Origin of the sequence: Streptomyces recifensis, assembly GCF_002154615.1 — a bacterium.
GTDB lineage: Bacteria > Actinomycetota > Actinomycetes > Streptomycetales > Streptomycetaceae > Streptomyces > Streptomyces griseoluteus.
In genome coordinates this window covers 1-3,632 of sequence record NZ_MUNH01000342.1, presented here as the reverse complement: position 1 = coordinate 3,632, position 3,632 = coordinate 1, and the positions used below count along the sequence as shown (strand labels likewise).

The 3,632-nt window shown below is 68.2% G+C and carries 4 protein-coding genes; all 4 read right to left on the bottom strand.

Going from position 1 to position 3,632, the window contains the following annotated elements:
* Positions 1-136 precede the first annotated feature (136 nt).
* A complete protein-coding gene (gene frr / locus CCN33_RS18515; RefSeq protein WP_026248385.1) occupies positions 137-694 on the bottom strand; it encodes a ribosome recycling factor in 558 nt (185 codons plus the stop codon).
* A 179-nt stretch (positions 695-873) separates the two neighbouring features.
* Positions 874-1,632, bottom strand: a complete 759-nt coding sequence (pyrH, locus tag CCN33_RS18510; protein WP_086694692.1) for a UMP kinase — start codon at positions 1,630-1,632, stop codon at positions 874-876.
* Positions 1,633-1,822: 190 nt separating this feature from the next.
* The gene (gene tsf, locus CCN33_RS18505) at positions 1,823-2,659 is read right to left on the bottom strand and encodes a translation elongation factor Ts (RefSeq protein ID WP_030808611.1); all 837 of its coding nucleotides are present in this window, start codon (positions 2,657-2,659) and stop codon (positions 1,823-1,825) included.
* Positions 2,660-2,807: 148 nt separating this feature from the next.
* Positions 2,808-3,632 (bottom strand): 30S ribosomal protein S2 (gene rpsB / locus CCN33_RS18500; RefSeq protein WP_086694691.1); only part of this gene is annotated, 825 nt, incomplete at its 5' end.

Sequence of the window (3,632 nt, the reverse complement as noted above, 5' to 3'; positions counted from 1 at the left end):
GGGCGAGTCTGCGGCGCCTCGGGCGCATCGTATGCGGGACCCGCCGTGACAGCCCCCTGGACAGGCCTACCCACGGTGGGCCCCCAGTACCCGGCCTGCCCCGCCTGCGACGGCGCCCCCCAGGAAGAGTCGCTCATCAGACTTCGAGCAACTCCGCTTCCTTGTGCTTGAGCAGCTCGTCCACCTGCGCCACGTACTTGGCGGTCAGGTCGTCGAGCTCCTTCTCGGCACGGCGGCCCTCGTCCTCGCCGACCTCGCCGTCCTTGATCAGCTTGTCGATGGCGTCCTTGGCCTTGCGGCGCACGGAGCGGATCGAGACCTTGGCGTCCTCGGCCTTGTGCTTGGCGACCTTGATGTAGTCGCGGCGGCGCTCCTCGGTCAGCTCGGGGAACACCACACGGATGATGTTGCCGTCGTTGCTGGGGTTGACGCCCAGGTCGGAGTCACGGATCGCCTGCTCGATGTTGCGCAGCGCGCTCTTGTCGAACGGGGTCACCACGGCCATGCGCGGCTCCGGCACGGAGAACGAGGCGAGCTGGTTGATCGGCGTCGGGGCACCGTAGTAGTCCGCCACGATCTTGTTGAACATCGCGGGGTGCGCACGGCCGGTGCGGATCGCGGCGAAGTCCTCCTTGGCGACCACGACGGCCTTCTCCATCTTCTCCTCGGCTTCGAGGAGGGTCTCTTCGATCACCACTTGCTCCTGCGTGTCTTGAGTAAGGCCCGGCGGCGGCGCCCCATCGGGCGGCGGGCCGGCTGCGTCGCGTCTGCTTCCTGCACGGTTCCCGACCGACAGGACATTGTCCATCCTCCGGCCGGGGCGCGTCCCGTCCTTGCCCCGGACGGGTCGCGCCGGTGGGACGGGGTCGCCGGTCAGTCCCGGCTGCCCTCGTCACCCACGAGCGTGCCGATCTTCTCACCCTTGACGGCCCGCGCGATATTGCCCTCGGCCAGCAGCTCGAACACGAGGATCGGCAGGCTGTTGTCACGGCACAGGGTGACGGCGGTGGCGTCGGCGACCTTGAGGTCGCGGGTGATGACCTCGCCGTAGCCGAGTGCGTCGAACTTGACGGCGTCGGGGTTGGTCTTGGGGTCGGCGTCGTAGACCCCGTCCACCCCGTTCTTGCCCATGAGCAGCGCCTCGGCGTCGATCTCCAGGGCCCGCTGGGCGGCGGTGGTGTCGGTGGAGAAGTACGGCATGCCCATCCCGGCGCCGAAGATGACCACGCGGCCCTTCTCCAGGTGCCGGATGGCGCGCAGCGGGATGTACGGCTCGGCGACCTGGCCCATGGTGATGGCGGTCTGCACGCGGCTGTCGATGCCTTCCTTCTCCAGGAAGTCCTGGAGGGCGAGGCAGTTCATCACGGTGCCGAGCATGCCCATGTAGTCGGAGCGGGCCCGGTCCATGCCGCGCTGCTGCAGCTCGGCGCCCCGGAAGAAGTTGCCGCCGCCGATCACGACCGCGATCTCGGCGCCGTCACGCACGACGGCGGCGATCTCGCGGGCGATCTTGTGCACCACGTCCGGGTCGACGCCGAGGCCACCGCCGCCGGAGAAGGCCTCTCCGGACAGCTTCAGCAGAAACCGGCCGCGCACTTTGCCGTCGTCGCTCTTCTGGGCCTTGGTGGTCATGGAGATCCCGCCTCTTTCACGTGTTGCACATACGAAGAAGGCCATTGCCGGTGGGTCGCTTCTCGCTCCCTTGCGCGGCAATGGCCTCCTCGTCAGATCTGCTGCCGTCCGCCGCACAGCCGCGGACGGCGGTCTGCACGGACGACTGCTGTCGACCCTATCGGGGTCGCGCGTCGATCGCGGTACGGACTCAGATGCCGACCTTGATGCGCGAGAAGCGCTTCAGGGTGACACCGGCCTCGTCCAGCACCTTCTGGACCGACTTCTTGTTGTCCAGGGCGTACGGCTGGCCGAGCACCGTGGCGTCCTTGAAGAAGCCGTTGAGACGACCCTCGACGATCTTGGCGATCGCGGCCTCGGGCTTGCCCTCGGCGCGGGTGGTCTCCTCGGCGATGCGACGCTCGGACTCGACGACCTCGGCCGGCACGTCCTCCTTGGAGAGGTACTTCGGCGCGAACGCGGCGATGTGCTGGGCGATGCCCTTGGCGACCTCGGCGTTGGGCTTGTCCAGCTCGACGAGGACACCGATCTGCGGGGGCAGGTCGGGCATCGTGCGGTGCATGTACGCGGTGACGTAACCGTCGGTGAACTGCGCGAAGCGGTCCAGGACGATCTTCTCGCCGAGGTTGGCGTTGGCCTCGTCCACGAACGCCTGGACGGTCTTGCCGGGCTCGATCTCGGAGGCGAGGAGCGCCTCGATGTCGGCCGGGGAGGTCTTGGCGACGTGCTCGGCGATGGCGTTGGCCACGGCCTGGAACTTGTCACCCTTGGCGACGAAGTCCGTCTCGCACTTCAGCTCGACGAGGACACCCTCGGAGTTGTCGTCGGCGATGATGGAGACCACGGCGCCGTTCTCGGCGGAGCGGCCCTCGCGCTTGGCGACGCCCTTCTGGCCCTTGATGCGCAGCGCCTCGACGGCCTTCTCGACGTTGCCCTCGGCCTCGTCCAGCGCCTTCTTGCAGTCCATCATGCCGGCGCCGGTGAGCTCACGGAGCTTCTTGACGTCGGCGGCGGTGTAGTTCGCCATGAGTCTGTGAGTCTTTCTGGAAGTCTTGGGAGATCGGAGATCCGCACGGGCCCGCGACCGGCCGGTGGCCGGGTCGCGGGCGTCGTGTGGGGCTACGGATGACGGGCGGGGGCGCCGGTTCGTGCCGCCCCCACCGTCAGCGCCGGTGTCAGGCCTGCTCGGCCTTGGGGGCCTCGACCTCGGCGGCAGCCTCTTCGACGGCCTCGGAGACCGCGGCGTCGGGGGCCGGCGCCTCGGCGGCGATCTCGACGGCCTCGGCGGCGTCGTCGGCCTTCTTCTCGCCCTCGAGCAGGTCGCGCTCCCACTCGGCCAGCGGCTCGGCCGCGGCCTTCTCGCCCTTGTCACCGGTGGCGACGCGCGAGCGGGAGATGAGGCCCTCGGCGACGGCGTCGGCGATCACGCGGGTGAGCAGGGTGACGGAGCGGATCGCGTCGTCGTTGCCCGGGATCTTGTAGTCGACCTCGTCGGGGTCGCAGTTGGTGTCGAGGATGGCGACGACCGGGATGTTGAGCTTCCGGGCCTCGCCGACCGCGATGTGCTCCTTCTTGGTGTCCACGATCCAGACGGCGCTGGGCACCTTCTGCATCTCGCGGATACCACCGAGGGTCTTCTCGAGCTTGGCCTTCTCGCGGGAGAGGACCAGCAGCTCCTTCTTGGTCAGACCGGAGGCGGCGACGTCCTCGAAGTCGATCTGCTCGAGCTCCTTGAGGCGCTGCAGACGCTTGTAGACGGTCGAGAAGTTGGTGAGCATGCCGCCCAGCCAGCGCTGGTTGACGTAGGGCATGCCGACGCGGGTGGCCTGCTCGGCGATGGCCTCCTGCGCCTGCTTCTTCGTGCCGACGAACATGACCGTGCCCCCGTGGGCGACGGTCTCCTTGACGAACTCGTAGGCGCGGTCGATGTACGACAGCGACTGGAGCAGGTCGATGATGTAGATGCCGTTGCGCTCGGTGAAGATGAAGCGCTTCATCTT